This window comes from Nonomuraea sp. NPDC051298, assembly GCF_055586305.1.
Genome location: NZ_JBVJIM010000002.1, coordinates 303,226 through 324,414 on the forward strand (window position 1 = coordinate 303,226; position 21,189 = coordinate 324,414).

Below are 21,189 nucleotides of genomic sequence, written 5' to 3' on the forward strand. Positions count from 1 at the left end.
GCGGCGACTCGTGGGTACCCGGCCGTCACGCCGAGCGGTGCCTGATGGCCGGGCCCAGCAGCAGCATGCCGACCGCCGAGGCCGCGCCGACCCCGCCGATCGTGAACCACAGCGCCTGTGAGCCCAGCGCCAGCAGCGGCCCGCCCAGCACGGGCGCCAGCACCGCCGCCAGCGACCACGAGAACCCGAACAGCCCCGCGTACCGCCCCCGAAGCTCGGCCGGCGCCAGCGCGGCCACGACCGCGCCGGGGATGCCCGCCGTGACGATCTCCCCGGCCGTCCAGACCGCGATCGTGGCGGCCAGCCCCCACACGCTCGTGACGTACGCGGTCATCGCGAACCCCGCCCCCATCACGGCCAGCCCGAGCGCGAACGTGCGGGCCGGGTCCCTGCGCCCCAGCCACCCCGACACCAGCGGCTGCACGACGACGATGAGCACCCCGTTCAGCGCCATGGCCAGGCCGTACTGGCCGGGTGACAGCTTCACGACCTCGGTCATCGCGACCGGCAGCATGGTCAGCGTCTGCGAGTAGACCAGCGCGTTGCCCAGCGCCACCAGCGTGAACCCGACCATGACCCGGTCGCGCAGCACCACCCCGAAGCCGCCCGCCGACCGGTCGGCCCGCGGCGTGGTCTCGGGCACCGCCCGCCACACCAGCACGGCGAAGACCACGCTCGACACCGCGTCGATCCAGAACAGCCACAGGAACCCCAGCTCGGCCAGCCAGCCGCCGGCCGTCACGCCGACCGAGTAGCCGAGGTTGATCCCCCAGAACAGCAGCCCGTACGCCCTGGGCCGCTCCTCGGGCGAGATCAGGTCGGCCACCAGGGCGTTCGAGGCGGGCCGGTAGATGTCGATGACCAGGCCGAGCGCGAACATCGAGGCCAGGATCGCGGGCAGCGAGGTGCTGTAGCCCAGCGCCAGCATGAACGCGGCCGTGGCCACCATGCCCCCCGACAGCGTGGCCCGCCGCCCGATCCGGTCCGCCAGCACGCCCGCGAGCAGTTGCGACAGCAGCGAGCCCGCCCCGAACACGCCCATCACCAGGCCCGCCGCGGCCACCGACAGACCGCGGTTCTGCGTCAGGAAGACGCCGGTGAAGGGGATGACCATGGTGCCCAGGCGGTTCACGACGGTCCCGCTCCACAGGGCCCAGAACGGGCGGGGCAGCCCACCGACCTGCGAGCGCAGGAACGACGGCAGCGCGGAAGGCTTCTCAGCGGTGGCGTTCGACACGGGACAAGCGTGGGATCCGCGCGCTTGGCGATGCCAACGATTTAGCCCACACTAAAAGCATGACCATCACGTGGGCGCTGAAGCCGGAGGACGTGGCGCGCATCCGGTTCGCGTTCTCCCCGATGTGGGAGCTGGTGGCCAGCCTGCGCACCCTCCAGCAGCCGGCGCGGCAGTCGATCCACCTGCCCTGGCTCAAGGCCGTACGGCCCCGGCTGGCCGGGCTCGACCTCGGTGAGCTGTTCGCGCTCGTGCCGCCGAGCGGCTACCTGGCCGACTTCATCACCCCGCCGCCCGACACGCCGATGCCCGACTTCGCCGAGGAACTCGACCGGGTCAGGCGGACCGACCCCGCACAGGCCCGCGAGGAGGCCGGGCGCGTGCGCGGCACCGACCCGGACGTGATCGCGCGGTTCACGGCCGACCCCGAGGCGGGCGTGGCCAGGGTGGCCGACACGCTGGAGACGTACTGGGCGGAGTGCTTCGCCGAGTTCTGGCCCCGCGTGTACGGCCTGCTCGAACGCGACGTCCTGCGCCGCTCGCGGCAACTCGCCCAGGGCGGGGCGCGCGAGCTGTTCGCCGGGCTCGACCAGGCCGTGGTGTGGACCGGGGAACGGCTGATCATCGACCGGCCCTGGTGCGACGCGGGCGGTCTGCACGGTGACGGGCTGGTGCTGTTGCCCACTGCGTTCTACTGGCCCGCGGTGGCCGTGATGACGGCGCCGTACCAGTCGATGCTCGTCTACCCGGTGCAGGGCGTCGGCACGCTGTGGGAGCAGGGCCCGCCGCCCGCCCCCGGCGCGCTGTCCGCGCTGATCGGCAGGAGCCGGGCCTCGATCCTGCTCGCGCTGGCCGAGCCCGCCACCACCTCGGCGCTGGCCGCCCGCATGAAGCTCACACCGGGCGCGGTCAGCCAGCACCTGAGCGTGCTCAGCGGCGGCGGGCTCGCCGTGGGGATGCGGGTCGGCAAACAGGTCGTCTACCGCCGCACCCTCGCCGGCGACATGCTCGCCGGCGCCGGATGACCGGCGCCCGACGCTCTTGCCGACGCCCGCGCCCACCGGCTCAGGCGTAGCGCTTCGACTCCAGCAGCCAGTCCAGATGGGCGCGCGGCGCCGCCAGGTACGCGCACGCGACCTTGCTGACGTCCCTGGCCGTCTTGGGCTCGAGGTCGTTCAGCGGCAGCCGCCTGGCGGCCTTGCGCATGTCCTGGCAGCGCGCGGCGATGCGGTCCAGTACCCAGGCCGTCGCCTCCCGCTCGCCCAGCCCGAGCTGGCGCATGGCCAGCACCACGAAGTTGTGCACGTCGCCGCGCTCCTTGGGCCGCGAGGCCACGTCGTTGCACCACGCGGTCACGTCGCTGCAGGCGTTCACGAGCTGCTGCCACGGCTCCGACTCGTGCAGCCACACCGGCACCTCCACCCGCAGGCACGGCTCGACCAGGTCGTACAGGTACGGGCCGACCGTGCCCCTGCGCAGCTCCGGGTACTCCTCCAGCGTCGGCATCCGCCCGGCCGCCCGGTTGTCGGCCTCGGTGCGGCAGGCGTCGTACTGGCGCTGCAGCCCCACCGCGAACCTCGCCCGCCACCGGTCGCTCATCCGCACGCTCGTCACCCGCCACAGGTCGGCGAAGGCCGCCTCCAGCGGGTGGCGCGCCGAGCCCTTGAGCATGCCGTGGAAGATCTCCAGCGGGCCCGACCGCTCGTCCAGCTCGTCGTCCAGATGGAACAGCCAGGTCAGCCACTGCGCGAACAGCGCCGCCGCGGCCGCGTCGAACTCGGCGAACGCCCGGCCCGCCATCCGGTGGTACCCGATGCCGGGGTCGGCGCGCAGGCCGGTGCGTCTGGCCCAGTCGATGACCGCGGCCTCGATCGCGTACACGGCCGGGTGCATCCGGCACGGCGCCGCCATCGCGGGCACCCGCTCGGTCAGCGGCATCAGCGCCAGGGCCGCCGAGCCGCCCCTGCGCGGCAGCGGCAGCAGCGACGCCAGGGCCGAGCGCAGGGCTGTGCGGACGGTGGCGAACACATTGGTGGACGCGGTGGACGTGCTGCTCACAGCGCCGCTCACGGTGTTGCTCATAGCGCTGCTCACAGGGGCGCTTTCCGTGGGGCCGTCTGTGGCGCTCTCGGTGCTCTTCGCTGGCGTGTTCACGATGTTGTTCGCCGGGCTCTCCGCTGGGCTCTTCGGTGCTTCGTCCGCTGCGTGGTCCGCAGTGCTTCGTGCTGTGTCGCTCGCTGTGTCGTTCGCAGTGTCATTCACTGTGTGGTTCACAGCGGCCGTCACAGGGGTCCGAAGAGCCAGTTGCCGGCGGCGTTGGGGTCGTCGCTGCGGTAGTAGTCGGCGGCGGCCAGCACCAGCGCGTCCACGGTCAGCGTGCCCCGGCCCGCCCGGTCCAGGCGGTCGAACGCCTCGTCCACGTCGTCGTAGGCCACGCCGAACGCCGACAGCATCGTACGGAACTCGCCCGGCTGGATCTCCCCGTCGGCGTCGCCGTCGCACAGCTCGGCCACGGCCACCGTGGCCGGTTTGAAGACCGGCTCGTAGAGGTCGCCCGTGACGAACGCGGCGGTCATCCCGCCGAGGAAGTCCGGGCGCGCGATGCCGAAGTAGCCGTCGCGATCGAGAGTCTCCGACAGCGTGGACCAGATCCGGTCGAAGCTGTCCACGAGACTCGCCCCGGTGACCGAGGTGGGGGACTCCCCGAAGCCCACCAGGATGCGGGCTCCCAGCCCCAGCAGGTCCTCACGCTCGACGACGCCCCTGCCGCCCGCGTCGATGTGGTCGAACGCCCGATCGAGCTTGTGATTGAGCAGGTCGATAGCCACCAATGCCTCCCCCGAGACTGACTGCGTGATCACAGTAAGTCGGGGCGGGCCCTTTGTCAGCGAGGCTCGCACCGGCAACCCCCGTAACGTGTGCGAAACACGGACACGGCATGCTGGTACATAGCTTGTACTTTCTATCGAACGTTTCTTTCGAACACTTCTATCGAAGACTGTCTGTCGAACGAGGGGATGCTGTGGACCGCCAGCAGGAGTTCGTGCTCCGCACGCTCGAGGAACGCGACATCCGGTTCATCCGGCTGTGGTTCACTGACGTGCTCGGCTTCCTCAAGTCCGTGGCGATCGCGCCGGCGGAGCTCGAAGGGGCGTTCGCCGAGGGCATCGGCTTCGACGGGTCGGCCATCGAGGGCTTCGCCCGCGTCTACGAGTCCGACATGCTCGCCAAGCCCGACCCCGCGACGTTCCAGATCCTCCCGTGGCGCAGCGAGACGCCCGGCGCCGCGCGCATCTTCTGCGACATCCTCATGCCCGACGGGTCGCCGTCCCACGCCGACCCGCGCTGGGTGCTCAAGCGCACGCTCGCCAAGTGCGCCGACATGGGTTTCACCTTCTACACCCACCCCGAGATCGAGTTCTTCCTGCTCAAGAGCAGGCCGGAGCCGGGGCAGCGGCCCGAGCCGATCGACCCGGGCGGCTACTTCGACCACACCCCGCACAGCTCCGGCCACGACTTCCGCCGCCAGGCGATCATGATGCTGGAGTCGATGGGCATCTCGGTCGAGTTCAGCCACCACGAGGGCGCGCCCGGCCAGCAGGAGATCGACCTGCGCTACGCCGACGCGCTCACCACGGCCGACAACATCATGACCTTCCGCCTGGTCATGAAGGAGGTGGCCCTGGAGCAGGGCATCTGGGCCTCGTTCATGCCCAAGCCGTTCACCGAGCACCCCGGCTCGGGCATGCACACCCACATGTCGCTGTTCGAGGGCGACCGCAACGCGTTCTACGAGGCGGGCTCCGAATACCGGCTGTCCAAGATCGGGCGCTCGTTCATCGCCGGGCTGCTCAGGCACGCCGCCGAGATCACGGCCATCACCAACCAGTGGGTCAACTCCTACAAGCGGCTGTGGGGCGGCGCCGAGGCCATCGCCGGGCAGGGCGGCGAGGCCCCCTCCTACGTGTGCTGGGGCCACAACAACCGCTCGGCCCTGGTCCGGGTGCCGATGTACAAGCCGCACAAGGGCGGCTCGACGCGCATCGAGTTCCGTTCGCTCGACTCGGCGTGCAACCCCTACCTGGCCTTCGCGCTGATCCTGGCGGCCGGGCTGAAGGGCATCGAGGAGAGCTACGAGCTGCCCGCCGCCGCCGAGGACAACGTCTGGACGCTGACCAGCGCCGAGCGCCGGGCCCTCGGCATCCAGCCGCTGCCCGGCTCGCTCCACGACGCGATCGAGGTCATGGAGCGCAGCGAGCTGGTCGCGGAGACGCTGGGCGAGCACGTCTTCGACTTCTTCCTGCGCAACAAGCGCAGCGAGTGGCGCGAATACCGCCGCCACGTCACCGAGTTCGAGCTGGGCCGCTACCTGCCCGTGCTGTGAGCCCGGCGGGGCCGCGCCGCACCCGAGAAGACCCAGACCCCGGCCCGTGAGCAGTCACCCGGTACGTGAACGGCGCGGGCCAGGATCGACACTCCGGCCGGACTCGAACACGATGGCCTCCAGGAGGCTCGCCTGCGCGCGGTCCATGATGCGCGCGGTCGCCGCCGGGGCCGGGTCGCCGCCCTTGACCCGCGTGAGCAGGCCGTTCCACCTGCTCTGATGGCGGGCGAACGTCCGGGGCGGGACCACCCGGCCCCTGGCCCGCTGCCCCGCCAGCGCCTCGTCGGCCGGCGCGTCCAGCAGGAGCAGGTGGAAGTCCGCGCCGTACCGGCGGGCCAGCCAGGCGAAGCCCCGCAGCGTGTACGTCCCGCAGCCCCGGTTGTGCGCGATCACCGACTTCCCCTGGGCCAGCGCCCGCCGGATGCGGGTCACATGGGTGACGAAGACCACCGTCCGCCGCACCGGGTACGGTGCCCAGCCGAGCCTGCCGCCCCAGTGCCGCCTGGACTGGGAGGAGTCGATGACCACGGACGCGCCGCCGGTCGGGACGGGCAGGCTCTCGGCGCCGTGCATCCCGTACAGGCGGCGCAGCAGGGTGCTCTTGCCCGCTCCGGGTGGGCCGGTCAGGACGACCAGCGACCCCGACGGGTATGTCAGCCTCGCACCCCGCACGAACCCACTCCCCACTGTGTCCCGCTCCTGCCGCGCCGTCATAGGTTGCACGCTATCCACCTTCTCCGAACTCGGGCCAGGACGCGCACCTCCGGGGCTCACGTCTCCAGCCGGGCGGTCAGCTCGGCCACCGTCTTGCGCAGCTCGGCCAGCTCGGTCGCGACGTTGGCCAGCTCCTCCTCGGTACGCCGTTCCAGGGCGACCGAGCGCTCGAACCGTTCGACGAACCACGAGGCGATCGCCGCCGTCACCACGCCCAGCAGGGCGATGCCCGCCAGCATCAGCCCCGCCGCGACCAGCCGGCCCTCGGAGGTGATCGGGAAGCGGTCGCCGTAGCCGACCGTGGTCATCGTGGTCAGTGACCACCACAGGGCGTCGCCGATCGTCGTGATGTTGCCGTCGGGGTTGTGCCGTTCGACGTCGAGGACGGCGATGCTGCCGATCACGGCCAGGAAGAGGGCGGTGCCGCTGACGTACACGACGGCGCGCAGGCGCAGCGGGAGGCGTACGCGCTCGGCGATGACGTGCAGGAGCAGCAGCGCCCGCAGCAACCACAGCGGGCGCAGGAGCGGGAGGACGACGACCGCGAGGGAGGGGAGGTTCCTGAGCACGAACCGCAGGCGGCGGGGCGCCAGGACGAGGCGCACGAGGTAGTCGGCGGTGAACAGCACCCAGGTGAGCACCTGGAGGTACCAGAACGCCTGACGGGCGGGGGCGGGCAGACCGGGCACGAGCACGGGGATCGCCCAGCCGAGCAGGAAGGCTATGCCGACGAGGAGCAGCGCGACGCTGGTACGACGCTCCCAGGAGGTGAGTCGATCCATGACGGCCAGTCTGGGCCACGGCGTCCGTTACCATCTGTGACCTCCATCACATTTTCGGCCTCTTCTCGCCGAATCGACCGCCTGTGCCGGGCGGTTGTGGTCGTCCGGTACCGGCGAGCCGGTCTCGTCGGGGGAGGCGGGGTGGCGTCTGTGAGGGAATCGGCGGATTGGTCGCGGGGGATCGGAAACCCCGTTAAGGTACTGCCAACGCCTTGATCGGCCTCACTCCTGGAGCGCTCCGGAAGTGGGGCCGATTTTCGTTGCTTCTCACCCCTGGGTCACGTCCGCGCTATGTGGCGTACGTAACGTCGTGGTGCTCTGGGTGGGGAAGTTTCGGGGACGTTCGGGGCGTTGTGGAGTGATACCGAGCGGCCGCCAGGACCCCCAAGCCTAGGTAGATCGGGAGTCCAGTAAAATTGGCCTGCTCTTTATGATATTTCCGGACTTCTCGCCTTGTGTGGCGATATTGGAGGGTGTGGCATGACGACGGCTGCCCTGCAGACCGTGCTGACCGTTCCCAAGCGCTTCCGTGGTCCCGTGGGCGTCGCCAACGGCGGCTGGATCGCGGGCGCCATGGCAGAGGCGCTGAACGGCGGCGGGCGATCAGCCGTCGAGGTCACCCTCCACGCCCCCACACCGCTGGAGACCGAGCTGCGCCTGGAGCACGTGGCCAACTCCGTGTCCCTCTCCGACGGTGACAAGCTGCTGGTCGAGGCCATCCCGGTGGCCGAGGACCTGGAGGGGCCGGGGTTCGTGCCGTTCAACGACGCGGCCCGCGCCGAGGCCGGGTTCGTGGGGCTGCGGATGCACCCGTACGCCGAGTGCTTCGCCTGCGGGCTGCGCGAGCCCGGCGACGGCCTGCGCATCTTCCCCGGCCCGGTGGAGGGCTCCGACCTGGTGGCGGCCGGCTGGCGGGTGCCGTTCACGGTGAGCGGCGAGGACGGCGTGCCCGCCTCGATCGTGGGCGCGGTGCTCGACTGCATCACCGGCTGGGCCCACTTCGGCCCCGGCGAGAGCGCGCTGCTCGGCCGGCTGGCCGTACAGATCCACCGCCAGGTCTCGCCCGGCGGCAGCTACTCGGTGGTGGCCCGCCCGACCGGTCGCGAGGGCCGCAAGATGTTCGGCCAGAGCGCCATCTACGAGGTGGACGGGACGCTGGTCGCCGCCGCCCGCGCCACCTGGATCGCTCCACGCTGAAGCCCTGGTCACGACGCCGGTTCGCGAGGTCCGGCGGGCGGTGTCCGCCGGTTCGCCGAGCCTTTCGCGCAGGCCCCCGAGTCTTCTCGGGGGCCTGCGCGTTTCGTGCCTTATGCCAGGTTGAACCGTCCCGCACGGGCGCGGGTGTGTCAGCTCGGCGACGTGAGGCGGCTGACGATCGTGGCCACGCACGGCTCGTCGAAGAGGATCGTGTAGTGGTTGCAGTCCGGCACGACCTCGTCACGCAGGCCAGGCAGCCGGGCGGCCCAGGGGCGGGCCAGGTCGTCGGGCAGCAGCCCTGTGTCCTGGTTGAGCAGGCCGCGCGGAGCCCTGAGCAGGAACAACGGCGCGGTGATCGCCCGTAGCGCGGCCTCGATGCGCTCTGGCTCCAGGCGCAGCCACCGCCCGTCCTCCAGCACCGCCTCGCCCACGGCGCGGGAGCGCAGCGCGCCCTCGGGGCCGGTCAGGTCGTAGCGCACGTACGCCTCCGCGTCGGCGTTCCAGCGACCGGCGAAGGCGGGGTGCGCCTTGAAGAAGTCCACGTACGCCTCGGCCGTGGGGAACGTCTGCTTCAGCCGTGCCAGCGCCGGGCCCAGCGTGGCCGCCGTCTCGGCGTCCGGGTCCACGCCCTCGGGCAGCGGCGGCAGGGGGAGCCCGCCGTCCACCAGGACGACACGGGCGAACTCGCGCCGCGCCCCGGCCAGGGCCGCCACGTACGCGCCCATCGAGTGGCCGGTCAGCACCGCCTCGGGGCCCGCGCCGACGTACTCGGCCACGCGCAGCACGTCCTCGGCGTGCCGGTCCAGCCCGTAGGGTCCGGGCATGGACGCGCTGTGCCCGCGTCCGCGCAGATCCATGGCGACCAGCGACCAGCCCTCGGGCAGTCGCCTGCCCACGGCGCTCCAGGCCATGAGCGACGCCGTGATGCCGTGCACCGCGACGATCACCCGCGCCCCGGTCCCGAACCTGGCGATCCGCTGACCGCCCACCTCATCGAACTCAACACTCATGACCGGAGCTTATGGACAAGACCCTCCCCGGCGCTGCCACCCCCCCGAGCGGCCCACGGGCTGACAAGTCGGAAAAATCTGGATAATTGTGGACATGCGGATCACCGTCATCGAACACGAGGCCGACGCCGGGCTCGGCTATCTCGCCGGCTGGCTGGGCGTGCCCTGTGACGTCGTGCGGCCGTACCTGGGGGAGGAGGTCCCCGCGCGGGCGGCGGACGGGCTGATCGTGCTCGGCGGCTCGGCCGCGGCCTGGGAGGACGAGCGCAGTCCCTGGCAGCCCGCCACGCGCGACCTCCTGCGCCGGGCCGTCGACGAAGGCACCCCGACGCTGGGCATCTGCCTCGGCGCGCAACTGCTCACCATGGCCTGCGGCGGCACGGTGGAGCGGGGCGCGAACGGGCTGGAGGTCGGCGCCTGCGAGGTGGTCCCGCTGCCCGCCGCCGCCTCCGACCGGCTGCTGTCGGGCGTCGGCGGGGCCGCCGTGGCCGTCCAGTACCACCAGGACGTCATGACGCGGCTGCCCGAGGGCGCGGTGCCGCTGATGACCGGTTCCCCGTACCCGAACCAGGCGTACCGTCTGGGCGAGGCGGCGTGGGCGCTGCAGTTCCACCCCGAGGCCACCCCGGAGATCTTCGCCTCGTGGACGGCCGGGTCGGACCTGGACGCGGCCGGGCGACTCGACGCCGACGTCAAGGCGGCCGAGGAGTCACTCGTGGCGACCTGGCGGCCGATGGCCCAGTCCTTCGGTGACCTGGTCAGAAACAGCGCAGGAGCCGAGGCGCACGCGACAGTCCCGGACGCGGTCACGGCACCCGGTGCCTGAGCCCACGCCGCCCGGCCAGGACGTGGGCCAGCGCGTGCACCCCCACCAGCACCACCGGCAACGCCACCAGACTCCCTGACCCGGACCGCACCGGCACCCCCGCCCTCCGCAACCGCCGCCACGCCCACACCGAGTACGGGATCACCACGACGGGCGCGGTCACGACGCCGGGCGTGTACCCGCGAGCCAGCGCCGCCTGCGCCAGATGCACCGCCCCGTGCGCCCCGAACCCGGCCAGCGCCGCCTGGAACACCGCGCTCCGCCCGCCCGTACGCGCCCCCAGGGCCGCCGCTCCCGCCATCACCGCGCCCATGAGCCCGATGGCCACGTTCACGTGCCGCTGCGTCATCTCCAGCCGCTCCCACGGCACCCTGGGGAAGTGCTTCTCCAGCCGGGGCCGCGCCGTACGGGTCCAGCGCGCCAGGGTCGCCAGCTCCTCGGCGTCGTGCGCCGCCCAGGCCGCCAGCAGCCCCCATGCCACCCCGGCAGGGACCCGTCCGTCCGCCGCGCCCCCGTCGCCCCGCGTGCCCGCCATTCGTGATCCCTCCAGGAAATCCAGAAACGCAACGCAACGTTGCGTTGTCATGCTACGGCGAACGGCGGGAGAGCTGTCAAGATGGAGGGGTGCCCAGGATCGAATCCACCGCGGCCAGGCTCGCCAAGCTCGGCTTCGCCGACGGCGCCAAGGCCGCCCAGCTCGTCCAGGAGTCGGACACCGCCCTGGACGGCATCCTGGAGTCCCTGGTCGACGTGGCCGACCCCGATCTGGCGCTGGCCTCGCTGACCCGCCTCGTCGCGCGTGAGCCCACCGTCGCCGACGCCCTGCGCCGCGACGAGCTGCTCAGGTCCCGCCTGCTGGCCCTGCTGGGCGTCAGTGCCGCGCTCGGCGAGCACCTCGTCCGCCACCCCGGCCAGGTCGCGCTGCTGGCCGAGACGGGCCTCGGCGACGCCAGGGACGAGCTGCTGCGCGCCGTCGGCGCCGACCCGGGAGAGAGCGAGCCACGCGGCGCGAGCGGCCGCGACGCGCTGGCGGCGCTGCGCGTGGCCTACCGCGGCAGGCTGGCCCACCTGGCCGCCCGCGACCTCACCGGCCAGGCCACGCTCCAGGAGGTCACCGCCGAGCTGTCCGGCCTCGCCGGCGCCGCGCTGGAGGCCGCCCTGGCCATCGCGCGGACGGAGGTCGAGGCCGACGAGGTACGCCTCGCGGTCGTCGGCATGGGCAAGTGCGGCGCCAGGGAGCTCAACTACATCAGCGACGTCGACGTCATCTTCGTCGCCGAGCCGAAAGAGGGCGCCGACGAGACCAAGGCGCTGCGCGCCGCCACCCGGCTGGCCCAGGCCGTGATGCGGGCCTGCACCGTCACCACCCCCGAGGGCTCGCTGTGGGAGGTGGACGCCGGGCTGCGGCCCGAGGGCCGCTCGGGCCCCCTGGTACGCACGCTCGCCAGCCACCTGGCCTACTACCGGCGCTGGGCCAAGACGTGGGAGTTCCAGGCGCTGCTCAAGGCCCGGCCCGCGGCGGGTGACCTGGAGCTGGGCGCCGACTACGTCGGGGCCGTCGACGACCTGGTGTGGTCGGCCGCCACCCGCGAGCACTTCGTCGAGGACGTGCAGGCCATGCGCCGCCGCGTCGAGCAGCACGTGAGCGCCGAGGGGGAGCGCCAGCTCAAGCTGGGGCCGGGCGGGCTGCGCGACATCGAGTTCGCGGTGCAGTTGCTGCAGCTCGTGCACGGCAGGCTCGACCCGCTGCTGCGCCGCAGGGCCACGCTCCCCGCGCTGGCGGCGCTCTCCCGGGGCGGCTACGTGGGGCGCGACGACTCGCGGGCGCTGGGTGAGGCGTACGCGTTCCTGCGCCAGGTCGAGCACCTGCTCCAGCTCCACCGGCTGCGGCGCACCCACCTCCTGCCCACCGACGAGGCCGACCTGCGCAGGCTGGGCCGGGCCCTGGGCATGCACACCGATCCGGTGGGGGAGTTCACGGCCCGGTGGCGGCGGCACGCGATGGAGGCGCGGCGGCTGCACGAGAAGCTGTTCTACCGGCCGCTCCTGCAGGCCGTGGCGCGGCTGCCGGAGACGGAGACGCGGCTGTCGGCCTCGGCCGCCGCCGCCCGGCTCGGGGCGCTCGGCTACGTCGACCCGGCCGGCGCGCTGCGCCACATCGCCAACCTCACGACGGGGGTGTCCCGGCGGGCGTCGATCCAGCGCACCCTGCTGCCGGTCATGCTCGGCTGGTTCGCCGACACGCCCGACCCCGACGCGGCGCTGCTCGGGTTCCGGCAGGTCAGCGACAAGCTGGGCAGCACGCCGTGGTATCTGCGGCTGCTGCGCGACGAGACCGCCGTGGCCGCCAGGATGGCCCGCGTACTCGGCACCAGCCGCTACGCCACCGGCCTGCTCATGCACGCCCCCGACGCGGTGGCGATGCTGGGCTCGGACGACGAGCTGGCCGTACGCGCCCCCGAGTCGCTGCTCGGCGAGGCGTCCGCCGCCGTGTCCAGGCACGCGGACGACCCCGAGACCGCCGTCGGCGCGGTGCGCGCGCTGCGGCGCAAGGAGCTGTTCCGCACGGCCGTGGCCGACATCTCCGGCCTCATCGACATCGAGACCGTCGGCACCGCCCTGTCGCAGCTCACCGACGTGACCCTGCAGGCCGCGCTCGACGCCGCCCTCGGCAGGGCGTCGGGCCTGACCTCGTTCGCGATCATCGCGATGGGCCGGCTCGGCGGCATGGAGTGCTCCTACGCCAGCGACGCCGACGTCATGTTCGTGCACTCGCCCCTGCCCGGGGTCGACGAGCGCGAGGCCACCGACGCCGCCTTCGCCGTGGCCAACGAGCTGCGCAGGCTGCTCTCGCAGCCCGCCCCCGACCCGCCCCTGATCATCGACCCCGACCTGCGTCCCGAGGGCAGGCACGGGCCGCTGGTGCGTACGCTCGCCTCCTACCGGGCCTACTACGCGCGCTGGTCGTCGCCGTGGGAGTCGCAGGCGCTGCTGCGGGCCAGGTTCTCGGCCGGTGACGCCGGGCTGGGGGCGGAGTTCGCGTCCATGGTCGACGAGTTGCGCTACCCGAGGGGCGGGCTGCCCGACGACGCGGTCAGGGAGATCAGGCGGCTCAAGGCCCGCATGGAGGCCGAACGGCTGCCGCGCGGCGCGGAGCCCGGCCTGCACACCAAGCTGGGCCCCGGCGGGCTGTCCGACGTGGAGTGGGTGGCGCAGCTCCTCCAGCTCCGCCACGCCGGCACGCTGCCGTCCCTGCGCACCACCCGTACGCTGGAGGCCCTGCGCGCGGCCGTGACGGAGGGGCTGCTCGCGACCGGCGACGAGGCCGTGCTGGCCGAGGCGTGGCAGTTCGCCTCCCGCATCAGAGACGCGATCATGCTGGTCAAGGGGCGGCCCGGCGACAGCGTGCCGCGCGACTCGGGCGAGCGCAGGCTGATCGCGCGGACGCTCGGCTACCCGCCCGACGGGTCCGAGGACTTCCTCGACGACTACCGCCGGGTGACCCGCCGCGCCCGCAAGGTGGTGGACCGGGTGTTCTACGGGGCCGACGAGCGCACGTGAGCCGGGGCGTGATGACGGGCACGTGAACACGGGGCGATGGGCCCGTGCCCGACGGCCCGTGCCGTTGCGCCGCACACGCCGTGGGTGTATGAATACGCGGTGTTATCCGTATATGTGGATCTGGCGCTCGGCCTGGTGGTGGCGTTCCTGCTGCTGTCGCTGCTGGTGAGCGGGCTCAACGAGGCTTTCGTGCGGGTGCTGGCCATCCGCAGCAAGTTCCTGTGGGCCTACCTCAGGGACACTCTCGACGGCGCCGACGAGAAGGGGTCCTGGCTGCCCGCCAAGATCATCGACGTGTTCAAGGCGCTGCCGTTCGTCCGCGACCCCCGTCCGGCGCACAACGACCTGCCCTCGCCCGCCGAGCCCGGCAAGCTGCCCGAGAAGAAGACCGGCGACTCCATGATGAACCTGCTCTACGAGCGGGTCAGGGAGATCGACCACGCCAAGCGGGGACGTACGAGCATCGCGACCCTCCCGCCCGCGCGCTTCTCCGTGGCCGTGATGGAGCTGGCGGCGGCCCAGGGCGACGGCGGCATCGAGCACTTCCTGCGCAGGCTCCAGCAGATCGACAGCCCGCTCCACGGCCACCTCAAGGGCGTCTGGGAGAGCGCGCAGGGCGACCTCGACCGGTTCAGGCAGGGGGTGGAGACCTGGTTCGACGGGGAGATGCAGCGGCTGTCGCTGCTGTACAAGCGCTACGTCAAGTGGGTCGTCGCGGTGCTCGGCGCGGTGGTGACGCTGCTGTTCAGCATGGACGGGCTGGAGTACGCCAAGACGCTGCTGCGCGACAACGCCTTCCGGGCCTCGGTGACGGCCGTGGCGGGGTCGGGGGCGGAGGCGTACGAGGAGCTGAAGACGCGCTGCACGGGCGGCGACCCGGTGTCCTGCGTCACCGAGACGCTGAGCGAGCCGGCCCTGGTCAAGATGATGGACGGGGCGCTGGTCAGCATCACGATCCCGGCGCAGGGCGACCCGAGCGTGCACTGGAACGGCGGCGCGTGGTGGGACCGGATCAGCACCCCGAGCCACTGGCCAGGCTTCCTGCTGACGTACGTGGCGCTGCTGTTCGGGGCCCCGTTCTGGTGGGACGTGCTCCGCCGCGTCACGGGGATCAAGTCCAGGCGCTGAGGTGTGGTGGCGTTATCGTGCCCTGGTGGAGACAGAGCGTTTGATCATGCGCCGGTGGCGCGACTCCGACAGGGCCCCCTTCGCCGCGCTCAACGCCGACCCCGAGGCGATGCGCTACTTCCCCAGCCCGCTGAACCGCGAGCAGAGCGACGCCTTGGTGGACCGGATCGAGCGGGAGTTCGAGGCGCACGGCTACGGGCTGTGGGCGCTGGAGGAGCGGGCCGGCGGGCGCTTCATCGGGTTCACGGGGCTGGCGGTGCAGACGTTCGACGCGCCCTTCCTGCCGGCGGTGGAGATCGGGTGGCGGCTGTCACGCGGGGCGTGGGGGCACGGCTACGCGACCGAGGCCGCCCGGCGGGCCGTCACGTACGCGTTCGAGGAGGCCGGGCTCGACGCGCTCATCTCGATGACCGCCGTGGGCAACGCGCGGTCGCGGGCCGTGATGGAACGCCTGGGGATGACGCGTGACCCGGCGGAGGACTTCGACCATCCGCGCGTGCCCAGCGACAGCCCCCTGCTGCGTCACGTGCTCTACCGCCTCAGGCGTCCGTAGCCGGGCCTGCCCGGGTGCGCGGTGCGCGTCGCGGGGGTCAGGCGCTCATCGCGTACAGGACGTCGCGCAGGCCCGGCTCCCGGCCGCGCAGCCACACCAGCCGCAGGGCCAGTACGGGCGTCTCCGCGGCGGGGGAGAGGCCGAGGGGGACCAGGGCGCCCGAGGCCAGGTCGGCGTCCACCGCGAAGTCCGGCAGCAGCGACCTGCCGAGCCCCTGCCTGGCCCACTCCCTCGCGGTCACGACGCTGGTCAGCTCGCGCCGGGGCGCCGCGGCCCCGAACATCAGGTCCGTCGCCATCCGGATCGAGCACCCCGGCGGCGACAGCAGCAGGGTGCCCGGGTCGCCGTCCGGCGCGGTGACCAGGCGCAGCGCGACCTCGCCCACGTCGAGGAAGTCGAGGCCGGGCGGCGGGTCGAAGCCGAGCGTGCCGATCCGGGTCCCGGCGTCGAGCAGCAGCGCCGCGTCCAGGCCGCCGCCCGCGACCTCGGCCAGCAGCGCCTTCCTGTCGAGCGTGCGTACGTCCACGTCCAGGTCGGGACGGCGGTCGGCCAGGCGGCGCACCACGGCGGGCAGCCGGGTGGCGGCCAGCATCTCCAGCGCGCCGACCGAGACCCGCCGCCGCTGCCCGGTGACGGCCCTGCGGACCTCGTCCGCGTGGTCGAGCAGCCCGTGCGCGCGCTCCAGCAACGCCTGCCCCGGCGCGGTCAGGCGCATCCCCCGCGGGGTGCGTTCGAACAACGCGACCCCGAGCCCGGCCTCCAGCCGCCGCACCTGCTCCGACACCGACGCCGGGGCGAGCCCGAGCTGGTTGGCGGCACCCACGACGGTTCCGGCCCGCGCGACCGCAGCGGACACCCGCACATGACGCAACTCCACGCCCGCCAGCATACGGCTTTCCCGAACGCCCCCCGCGGCCGCGGCGGTTGAGCGGGCATAGGACGTTTACGCAGGCTGGAGCCCATGAAGAAGCTCACCGGCCTCTCCCTCGCCTACTTCCTCGTGCTCCTGGACACGACCGTGCTCACCGTGGCCCTGCCGGACCTGCGGGCCTCGCTCGGCGGCTCCGTGGCGGGCCAGCAGTGGGCCGTGAACGCCTACACCGTGGCCTTCGCCGCCGCCCTCCTGACCGGGGGAGCGGTGGCCGACCGCTACGGGGCGGCGCGGGTGTTCAAGGTGGGCGTGGCCGGGTTCGGGGTGTTGTCCCTGCTGAGCGCGGCGGCGCCGTCCCTCGGGGTCCTGGTGGCGCTGCGCGCGCTGCTGGGCGTGGCCGGCGCGCTGTGCCTGGGCGGCTCGCTCGGGCTGATCGCCGAGCTGTTCCCCGCGCCGGCCGCGCGGGCGCGCGCCATGGGCGGGTGGGCGGCTGTCACCGGCACGGCCCTGGCGGCGGGCCCGCTGCTGGGCGGCCTCCTGGTGGACCTGTCAGGCTGGCGCGCGGTCTTCCTGGTCAACCCGCCCATCGCCGTCGCCGCCCTGCTGGCCGTGCGCTGCGACCGCTCGCCGCGTGGCGCCCGCCGGATCGACTGGTACGCCCAGGGCCTGATGTGCGCGTTCCTCGGGCTGCTGGCGGAGGCGCTGACGGACGCCTCGCCCCTGGCCGGGGCGCTGGCCCTGGCCGCCCTGGCCGCACTCATGGTCGCGGAGCGCCGCGCCGCCCACGGGGCCGTCCCGCGCGGACTGCTGCCCGCCACCTGGCCGGAACTGCTCGCCGGGGCCGTGGCCAACTTCGCCTTCTCCGGCAGCCTGTTCGTGCTGACGCTGTTCCTCCAGGACACCCGCCACCTCACCCCCATGGAGACCGGACTGGCCTTCCTGCCCCTGACCCTCCCCATGGTCGTCAACCCCGTGCTCACCGGCCGCATCGTGGCCCGACACGGCGCCCGCCCGCCGATCCTGGCCGGGCTGGCCCTGCTGGCGGCCGGTCTGACCGGGGCCGCGCTCGCCGACGGCCTGGCCGGGTGGCTCGTGGTGATGGGTTTCGGGCTGTCGTTCTGCTTCCCCGCGCTGATGGCGGGCATGGTCGCGAGCGCGCCCGCCGGGACGGCGGGCACGGCGGGAGGCGTACTGAACGCGGGCCGCCAGGTGGGCGCCACCCTCGGCGTGGCGGTGCTCGGCGGCGAGCTCACCGGACGCGGCGCCCCGCTCACCCCGCTCTTCGTCGCGGCCCTGCTCACCGCGGTGACCTGCGCGGGCTACGCCGCCGCAGGCCACAGAAGAGGATCCCGGCGACCGGCGGCGGAGTGATCCTCGCCGACGAGGACGGCCAGGCCCGGGAGGGCTGGGGCCCCCGGTTCCGCCGGCCAAGGGCGTCACCGCGCTGGACGTCCTCGGGCACCTGGCCGAGATCGAAGCCACCGCGATCCTCGGCCGCCCTCAGCCGTTGAACGAAGCCGGGGCCCGGGTCTCAGACCTCGCCTCGTTTGATGCGGCCCAGGAGGTCTTCGTAGTCGCCGGAAGACAACGCGATCACTCCGCCGGCCGGGCTCTTTGAGTCGCGGAGCCCGAAACGGCCGTCCCTCAGCAGGGCGACCTCCACACAGGCCCCGTTGGACCCGCAACGGCGGCTTCGCCGCCACACCTCCGGCGAAGAAGCGGTGTCGTCAGTCATGCTGTCGTGCCCTTTCTCTTGACACCTGGGTCAGGATCAACCCGCCCAGTTGTTCCGTTGTGCTTCGATGAAGCGAATCGAGTCTTCGGGACCAAGAGCGCTTTCGCGCAGTTTGTTGAATGCCAGGAGATGGCTGTGTGTCCGTATTTCGTCGGTGTCGAGGCCGCCGCCCGCAGGGTCTTCTAAGTAGACGACATCGGGGTGGATCTCGCCGAAGCCCTCCATCGTGGGAAACTGCAACAGGATGAAGTTCGGCGTGTATCCGCTGGGCACGCCCTGGCTGTTGAGCAGCACCTGGAGAGAGAAGTTCGGGGCTGCCTCGGCCATCGCCACGAGGTGTCGTAGCTGGCCCACCATGATCGCGTCGTCGCCGACCCGCCGCCGCAGCACCGACTCGTCCAGGACGGCGCTGTACGTCACCTCGGGATCGTCGAAAATGCGCTGTTGCCGGGCCATGCGAAGTTCGACGCGGCGCCGCACCTGACGAGGCGTCAGAACCGCGATGTGGGGAGGGGCGTCGATGATCACGCGGGCGTATTCCGGCGTCTGGAGAAATCCGGGAATCAGCATGAGTTGCCATTCCCGGATGTGCTCCGCGCCGCTTTCGTAGCCGAGATATTCGATGTAGCCGGGGGTGAGGGCGTCGGAGTACCGCTCCCACCACTCCGTGGCCGTGGACGGCGTCACCAGGCCGAGGAGCCTCGACCGGTCCGGCTCCGGCATCTCGTAGAGGTCGAGCAGAGCCCCGATGTCGTCGTGGCGGGGCAGGATCTGCCCGGTCTCCAGCCTGGAGATCTTCGAGGTGGACCAGCCGAGGGCCTTCGCCACCTGAGGGCCGCTCAGGCCGACCGCCTCACGGCGTCGCCGTAGCTCGTTGAACAGGCGGCGCCGCAGGACCGTGGGGCTGCTTGGAGGCATCCAGGTCTCCGATCCTCACCGGGAAGGCTCATTTGTGTATCGCTTGGATTCTCTCAAGTCATCCCGGCGGGAATCCCGATACACATCCCGCCAGCCTAGCCTAAGGGTAGCCGACCGGGCTTCTCAACAGGGCGAGCCGAGACAGGCGAGTCCCGGGGTCGTCCGGCGGGGATGTGCGACTGATCCCGGCATCGAGCCCGGCCGAGGGAGGAACTATCCGATCATGGTCCACCACGTACGCGTCTTACACTGGCTCTTCCACGCGATGGAGACGGCGGCGATCGTCGGACTCCTCGTCTACTGCGTCGCCCTGGAACTGGGGGCCGACGCGCTCGCGGCGCTCGGCGCGGGAGGCAGCGCCTTCATCGCGGTCTCGATGGGCTTCGCCGCCTTTCTCGCGGCCACCGGGGTGGTGAGAGAGCGCGGCCACGCCGGGCCGCCGTCGGAGCGGGAGACGCGGTAGCGACGAGTCCCCTAGGCGTACGCATGAGCAGCACGCGCACGAGGGGGCAGCCTGAGCCCTCTCACGTGCGGAAACGGCCCGGCATCGGGAGCGATACCGGGCCGTTCTGTTCCGGCCGTGTTCCGCCCGAGGAGGCGGAACAACGGGGAACGACGTGCAAGGACGAGAACGTTTTCCCAGCTCAGAGCCGGTTCTCAAGAAGATCGCCGAGGCCGGAAAACGCCACCGTCACACGTCGTAGAACTGACATATGCGCGCGGCTGACCAGGCAATTCCTTGATCCGTTAGGGTCCTGTTCGGTCGCTGTTCGGTCTGCCGCTCATCGCGCCAACACGGCGCCTCTCCCGCCCCGCCGACGCCGGGGCGAGCCTGCAGCGCCGCTCGCCCCTACCGCCCTTCGGTGCCTGGACCAGGTGAAAAGCACACGCCTGAGGCCAGCGGCCCGAGACTTATCGACCCCGCCGAGCGCCGTGTCTATGGCTCTCCGCGTCCGGTCCTCGCTGCCGGGCATGAGGTGCGTGTACGTGCGCAACGTGTAGCCCGGATCTTGGTGCCCAAGGTACTCGGCCAGCGCCTTGATGGACTCGCCAGCATGGAGCAACACGCTGGCGTAGTAGTGCCGTAGCGCGTGCATGCCGTGCTTGCGGAACTCCTGGTTGCGTCGGCCCGGGATCGGCGCGGGCCGATCCTTGGGGATCACGCCAGCCCGGACAAGGGCTGGCTTCCAGATGTACTCGTTGACACAGTTGCGGTTCAACGCCTTGGACTCCCGGCTGGTGACGATCAGCCCCAGCGTCTTCGGCCGCCCATCCAACTCCTCCCACGGCAAAGTGACCTCCCTCGGCGGGAACTTGGCTAGGTACGCCTCCAGGGCGCGAGCCACCGATTGGGGGAGCGGGATCGTCCGCTCGCGGTCGTGCTTGGGTAGGCCGAACAGCAGCTTGGCGCTGAGCATCTTGACCTGCTGCCGTATGTGGATGACGCCTGCCTCGAAGTCCACGTCGTCTACGGTGAGACCGAAGATTTCACCCTGCCGAAGTCCGCACCCAGCGCTGAGGCGAGCCATGATGGCGTAGCGCTCGGGCAGCGCGTCGATCACCGCGAGGACGCGTTCCGTAGACCACGGCTCGATCTTCCGGTGCGGCAACTTGGGCTTTCTCACGGTCTTCGCCGCACACGGGTTCTTGCCGATCAGATCATCCTCCACAGCGCTCTCAAGGAGCTGGTCGAGGAATGCGAGCACGCGCCCTGCCGTGCTGGCCGCCAACTTTTTCTCGAGCTGGCTGACCCAGGTGCGGATCTCGCTCGGCCGAATTGCGCCGATCTCCCGGTTGCCGAACTTCGGCTTGATGTGCTTGTCCCAGTAGATGCCGCGGATCTGCCGCGTGGACGGGTCGGCCGACTGCGAGTTCAGCCAGTTCTCGGCGAAGACGGCCAGGCGAGTCTTCGCCCCATTCGGGTCGAGGTAGCGCCCTCGCGCCTTGTCGGCCTCCATGAGCGAGCCATGGCGCTCGGCATCGACCTTCTTGGCGAACGCCTTCGTCTGCTCCCGCCCTTCGGGGTTCGTCCAAGCGGCTAACCAGCGCTTCCCCTTCCCGTGGCGCTTGCTCGGTTCTCGCTTGATGCTGCCGTCCGGCAGCGTGATGGTCTTGAACCAGAGGTCCCTGACGTGGGCCATCGTGCTTCTCCTGAGGAGTTGAAGTCGGAGCGCGGCGGGCTGCTCCCACCTGACGGTTTCGCCTGGTCGCGTGCTTGTGAGCCCTCGCGAACACGCCGTTTGCGGGGTTGTCCGATCGCGCTTGGTGATCTTCGC

Annotated in this window: 20 protein-coding genes; 9 read left to right on the forward strand and 11 right to left on the reverse strand. The window is 71.9% G+C overall.

The annotated features are described in order from the left end of the window. Nucleotides 1-25: 25 nt before the first annotated feature. Nucleotides 26-1,237 carry an MDR family MFS transporter gene (locus ACZ6S0_RS06485; RefSeq protein WP_465913908.1) on the reverse strand — a complete coding sequence of 404 codons (1,212 nt, stop codon included), beginning with the start codon at nucleotides 1,235-1,237 and terminating at the stop codon, nucleotides 26-28. 59 nt (nucleotides 1,238-1,296) lie between these two features. On the opposite strand from ACZ6S0_RS06485, the gene ACZ6S0_RS06490 reads away from it, so the two are divergent. After that, nucleotides 1,297-2,259 carry a DUF5937 family protein gene (locus tag ACZ6S0_RS06490; RefSeq protein WP_465913910.1) on the forward strand — a complete coding sequence of 321 codons (963 nt, stop codon included), beginning with the start codon at nucleotides 1,297-1,299 and terminating at the stop codon, nucleotides 2,257-2,259. A 40-nt stretch (nucleotides 2,260-2,299) separates the two neighbouring features. Here the strand turns inward: ACZ6S0_RS06490 and ACZ6S0_RS06495 are convergent, their stop codons facing one another. Both ACZ6S0_RS06495 and ACZ6S0_RS06500 read right to left on the reverse strand, forming a co-directional pair. Next, a complete protein-coding gene (locus tag ACZ6S0_RS06495) occupies nucleotides 2,300-3,316 on the reverse strand; it encodes a terpene synthase family protein (protein WP_465913912.1) in 1,017 nt (338 codons plus the stop codon). A 200-nt stretch (nucleotides 3,317-3,516) separates the two neighbouring features. Continuing rightward, on the reverse strand, nucleotides 3,517-4,062 hold the full coding sequence (locus tag ACZ6S0_RS06500; protein ID WP_465913916.1) for an EF-hand domain-containing protein: 546 nt from the start codon (nucleotides 4,060-4,062) through the stop codon (nucleotides 3,517-3,519). 194 nt (nucleotides 4,063-4,256) lie between these two features. On the opposite strand from ACZ6S0_RS06500, the gene glnA reads away from it, so the two are divergent. Next, on the forward strand, nucleotides 4,257-5,618 hold the full coding sequence (gene glnA, locus ACZ6S0_RS06505) for a type I glutamate--ammonia ligase (protein WP_344889082.1): 1,362 nt from the start codon (nucleotides 4,257-4,259) through the stop codon (nucleotides 5,616-5,618). Between the two features lie 54 nt (nucleotides 5,619-5,672). Here the strand turns inward: glnA and ACZ6S0_RS06510 are convergent, their stop codons facing one another. Beyond that, entirely contained in the window at nucleotides 5,673-6,290 is a 618-nt protein-coding gene (locus tag ACZ6S0_RS06510) for an AAA family ATPase (RefSeq protein WP_465913923.1), read from the reverse strand. A 98-nt stretch (nucleotides 6,291-6,388) separates the two neighbouring features. Continuing rightward, nucleotides 6,389-7,114, reverse strand: coding sequence for a potassium channel family protein (locus tag ACZ6S0_RS06515; protein WP_465913927.1), 726 nt, complete (start codon nucleotides 7,112-7,114; stop codon nucleotides 6,389-6,391). A gap of 480 nt (nucleotides 7,115-7,594) precedes the next feature. On the opposite strand from ACZ6S0_RS06515, the gene ACZ6S0_RS06520 reads away from it, so the two are divergent. After that, complete coding sequence (locus ACZ6S0_RS06520) at nucleotides 7,595-8,311, forward strand: PaaI family thioesterase (RefSeq protein WP_465913929.1); 717 nt, start codon at nucleotides 7,595-7,597, stop codon at nucleotides 8,309-8,311. A gap of 149 nt (nucleotides 8,312-8,460) precedes the next feature. On the opposite strand, the gene ACZ6S0_RS06525 is transcribed toward ACZ6S0_RS06520, so the two are convergent. After that, complete coding sequence (locus ACZ6S0_RS06525; RefSeq protein WP_465913933.1) at nucleotides 8,461-9,321, reverse strand: alpha/beta fold hydrolase; 861 nt, start codon at nucleotides 9,319-9,321, stop codon at nucleotides 8,461-8,463. A gap of 94 nt (nucleotides 9,322-9,415) precedes the next feature. Between ACZ6S0_RS06525 and ACZ6S0_RS06530 the strand changes: the two genes are divergently transcribed. Beyond that, the gene (locus ACZ6S0_RS06530; protein WP_465913937.1) at nucleotides 9,416-10,147 is read left to right on the forward strand and encodes a type 1 glutamine amidotransferase; all 732 of its coding nucleotides are present in this window, start codon (nucleotides 9,416-9,418) and stop codon (nucleotides 10,145-10,147) included. On the opposite strand, the gene ACZ6S0_RS06535 is transcribed toward ACZ6S0_RS06530, so the two are convergent. After that, nucleotides 10,128-10,682 (reverse strand): HXXEE domain-containing protein, encoded by a 555-nt coding sequence (locus ACZ6S0_RS06535; protein WP_465913940.1) that lies wholly within the window; start codon nucleotides 10,680-10,682, stop codon nucleotides 10,128-10,130. The genes ACZ6S0_RS06530 and ACZ6S0_RS06535 overlap by 20 nt on opposite strands. Before the next feature lie 89 nt (nucleotides 10,683-10,771). Here ACZ6S0_RS06535 and ACZ6S0_RS06540 point away from each other — a divergent pair, with 89 nt between their 5' ends. From ACZ6S0_RS06540 to ACZ6S0_RS06550, 3 genes are all read left to right on the forward strand, one after another. Next, nucleotides 10,772-13,708, forward strand: coding sequence for a bifunctional [glutamine synthetase] adenylyltransferase/[glutamine synthetase]-adenylyl-L-tyrosine phosphorylase (locus tag ACZ6S0_RS06540; protein WP_465913944.1), 2,937 nt, complete (start codon nucleotides 10,772-10,774; stop codon nucleotides 13,706-13,708). Between the two features lie 99 nt (nucleotides 13,709-13,807). Then, nucleotides 13,808-14,836 (forward strand): hypothetical protein, encoded by a 1,029-nt coding sequence (locus ACZ6S0_RS06545; RefSeq protein WP_465913949.1) that lies wholly within the window; start codon nucleotides 13,808-13,810, stop codon nucleotides 14,834-14,836. A 25-nt stretch (nucleotides 14,837-14,861) separates the two neighbouring features. After that, the gene (locus ACZ6S0_RS06550) at nucleotides 14,862-15,389 is read left to right on the forward strand and encodes a GNAT family N-acetyltransferase (protein ID WP_465913953.1); all 528 of its coding nucleotides are present in this window, start codon (nucleotides 14,862-14,864) and stop codon (nucleotides 15,387-15,389) included. Between the two features lie 37 nt (nucleotides 15,390-15,426). On the opposite strand, the gene ACZ6S0_RS06555 is transcribed toward ACZ6S0_RS06550, so the two are convergent. Beyond that, nucleotides 15,427-16,266 carry a LysR family transcriptional regulator gene (locus ACZ6S0_RS06555; RefSeq protein WP_465913957.1) on the reverse strand — a complete coding sequence of 280 codons (840 nt, stop codon included), beginning with the start codon at nucleotides 16,264-16,266 and terminating at the stop codon, nucleotides 15,427-15,429. An 84-nt stretch (nucleotides 16,267-16,350) separates the two neighbouring features. Between ACZ6S0_RS06555 and ACZ6S0_RS06560 the strand changes: the two genes are divergently transcribed. After that, a complete protein-coding gene (locus ACZ6S0_RS06560) occupies nucleotides 16,351-17,631 on the forward strand; it encodes an MFS transporter (protein WP_465913961.1) in 1,281 nt (426 codons plus the stop codon). Nucleotides 17,632-17,791: 160 nt separating this feature from the next. On the opposite strand, the gene ACZ6S0_RS06565 is transcribed toward ACZ6S0_RS06560, so the two are convergent. Both ACZ6S0_RS06565 and ACZ6S0_RS06570 read right to left on the reverse strand, forming a co-directional pair. Continuing rightward, complete coding sequence (locus ACZ6S0_RS06565; protein ID WP_465913965.1) at nucleotides 17,792-17,995, reverse strand: DUF397 domain-containing protein; 204 nt, start codon at nucleotides 17,993-17,995, stop codon at nucleotides 17,792-17,794. 36 nt (nucleotides 17,996-18,031) lie between these two features. Continuing rightward, on the reverse strand, nucleotides 18,032-18,913 hold the full coding sequence (locus ACZ6S0_RS06570; protein ID WP_465913970.1) for a helix-turn-helix domain-containing protein: 882 nt from the start codon (nucleotides 18,911-18,913) through the stop codon (nucleotides 18,032-18,034). A gap of 223 nt (nucleotides 18,914-19,136) precedes the next feature. On the opposite strand from ACZ6S0_RS06570, the gene ACZ6S0_RS06575 reads away from it, so the two are divergent. Continuing rightward, complete coding sequence (locus ACZ6S0_RS06575; RefSeq protein ID WP_465913975.1) at nucleotides 19,137-19,376, forward strand: hypothetical protein; 240 nt, start codon at nucleotides 19,137-19,139, stop codon at nucleotides 19,374-19,376. Between the two features lie 319 nt (nucleotides 19,377-19,695). Here ACZ6S0_RS06575 and ACZ6S0_RS06580 read toward each other — a convergent pair whose 3' ends face one another. Beyond that, entirely contained in the window at nucleotides 19,696-21,054 is a 1,359-nt protein-coding gene (locus tag ACZ6S0_RS06580) for a tyrosine-type recombinase/integrase (RefSeq protein ID WP_465913979.1), read from the reverse strand. Nucleotides 21,055-21,189 lie beyond the last annotated feature (135 nt).

Excerpts from the sequence above, each read along its gene's own strand:
- ACZ6S0_RS06490 (WP_465913910.1), top strand. The coding sequence starts at position 1,297 with ATGACCATCACGTGGGCGCTGAAGCCGGAGGACGTGGCGCGCATCCGG.
- ACZ6S0_RS06495 (WP_465913912.1), bottom strand. The coding sequence starts at position 3,316 with ATGAGCAACACCGTGAGCGGCGCTGTGAGCAGCACGTCCACCGCGTCC.
- ACZ6S0_RS06515 (WP_465913927.1), bottom strand. The coding sequence starts at position 7,114 with ATGGATCGACTCACCTCCTGGGAGCGTCGTACCAGCGTCGCGCTGCTC.
- ACZ6S0_RS06520 (WP_465913929.1), top strand. The coding sequence starts at position 7,595 with ATGACGACGGCTGCCCTGCAGACCGTGCTGACCGTTCCCAAGCGCTTC.
- ACZ6S0_RS06525 (WP_465913933.1), bottom strand. The coding sequence starts at position 9,321 with ATGAGTGTTGAGTTCGATGAGGTGGGCGGTCAGCGGATCGCCAGGTTC.
- ACZ6S0_RS06530 (WP_465913937.1), top strand. The coding sequence starts at position 9,416 with ATGCGGATCACCGTCATCGAACACGAGGCCGACGCCGGGCTCGGCTAT.
- ACZ6S0_RS06535 (WP_465913940.1), bottom strand. The coding sequence starts at position 10,682 with ATGGCGGGCACGCGGGGCGACGGGGGCGCGGCGGACGGACGGGTCCCT.
- ACZ6S0_RS06560 (WP_465913961.1), top strand. The coding sequence starts at position 16,351 with ATGAAGAAGCTCACCGGCCTCTCCCTCGCCTACTTCCTCGTGCTCCTG.
- ACZ6S0_RS06565 (WP_465913965.1), bottom strand. The coding sequence starts at position 17,995 with ATGACTGACGACACCGCTTCTTCGCCGGAGGTGTGGCGGCGAAGCCGC.
- ACZ6S0_RS06570 (WP_465913970.1), bottom strand. The coding sequence starts at position 18,913 with ATGCCTCCAAGCAGCCCCACGGTCCTGCGGCGCCGCCTGTTCAACGAG.
- ACZ6S0_RS06575 (WP_465913975.1), top strand. The coding sequence starts at position 19,137 with ATGGTCCACCACGTACGCGTCTTACACTGGCTCTTCCACGCGATGGAG.
- ACZ6S0_RS06580 (WP_465913979.1), bottom strand. The coding sequence starts at position 21,054 with ATGGCCCACGTCAGGGACCTCTGGTTCAAGACCATCACGCTGCCGGAC.